Origin of the sequence: Sedimenticola hydrogenitrophicus, from assembly GCF_025175675.1 — a bacterium.
GTDB classification, from domain to species: Bacteria; Pseudomonadota; Gammaproteobacteria; order Chromatiales; family Chromatiaceae; genus Sedimenticola; species Sedimenticola hydrogenitrophicus.
Genome location: NZ_JANIOA010000104.1, coordinates 1 through 1,345, shown reverse-complemented (window position 1 = coordinate 1,345; position 1,345 = coordinate 1). Strand labels below are relative to the sequence as shown.

Below are 1,345 nucleotides of genomic sequence, written 5' to 3'. Positions count from 1 at the left end.
GCTACAACGTCAACGACCAGCTGACCCAATCCAACAAGGGCCAAGGGGACGCGCAAGACCGCGCCGAGATCCTGCGCTTCGTCTACAACAACGACGGCCAGATCCTCTACCGCTTCCACGACACCGGTGAAGGCAACCAGATCACCCATACCGAATACGCCTACGCCAACGGCCACCCCGTCGGCCAGACCGGCAACACCGAGGACGACATCACCGGCAGCCAGACCCTGCTCGACACCGGGCGCTACAACCTGATGCAGCCCTATGGCGAAGACTACCCGGACAGCGCCGTCACCTTCTACACCGTCCAGGCCGGCGACACCCTGCAGGCGATCGCCGGCGCCGTCTACGGCAACCCCAGCCTCTGGTACCTGATCGCCGAAGCCAACGGCCTCGCCCCGGATGCCGCCCTGAGCGAAGGCCAGCGGCTGCAGATCCCCAACAGCGTCCAGTCCGGCAGACTGACCGCCGACACCCACGTGGTCTACGAGGAAGGCGACATCATCGGCTCCACCCTGCCGAACCTGAAATCCGACCCCCAGGATAGCGGGGGCTGTGGCGGGTTCTTGTCCATCCTCATCGTTGTGGTGATCGCCTTCGTGGCGTTCCTGGTGGTGGGGCCGCTGGCGAGCACGATTTCCCAGAGCCTGTTTGGTACCGCGTTGACCTCGACCCTGAGCGTCAGCTCGCTGGCCAGCTATGCCATTGCCGGGGCGATCGTCGGGGCGGCGGCCTCCATCGTCCAGCAGGGGCTGTTCATCGCCCTGGGTTACCAGGACGAGTTCAGCTGGAAATCGGTGGCCGCGGGCGCCATCAGCGGGGCCCTGGCCGGCGCCGCCCGGGGCGTCGGGCAAGCCGCGGCCGCCTTGACCAAGGCCGGCGAAACCGCCAGCCACGTGACCCTCGCCGCACGCGCCCTGCAGGTCGCCTCCGTCGCCACCAAACAGCTGATCGAGAACGGCAAGATCACCAGCTGGGCCAGCCTGGCGGTCGCCGCACTGGGTCCGGTCCGTGGCGTCGGGGAGAACGGCGAAGTCGTTCACCTGGTGGAAGCCGTGGGCGCCGGCAGCGATGGCCTGCTGGGGGCCGCCGTTGACTACCTCAGCCCCTGGCTCAATGCGGCCGAAAGCTACCTCCGCACCGGCGAAGTGACGCCCACCGACTGGGCCAACGGCGTGGCCGGCACGCTGAGCAACGCCATCAACGGCAACGGTCTGGGTGAGACCGAATCCTTCGGCAACCTGCGGATCTCCAGCCGGCAACTGATCACCAACCTGGCGGTGGGCGGCGTCCTGACCGCGTTCGACAGACGAGCGGGACTCGACTACCTGGCCAATACGGTCGG

General features: G+C 67.4%; 1 protein-coding gene. It reads left to right on the top strand.

All coding sequences use genetic code 11. From position 1 onward, the window contains the following. Positions 1–1,345: LysM peptidoglycan-binding domain-containing protein (locus tag NPX02_RS21125; RefSeq protein ID WP_260296042.1), on the top strand; the 1,345-nt coding region annotated here is incomplete at both ends.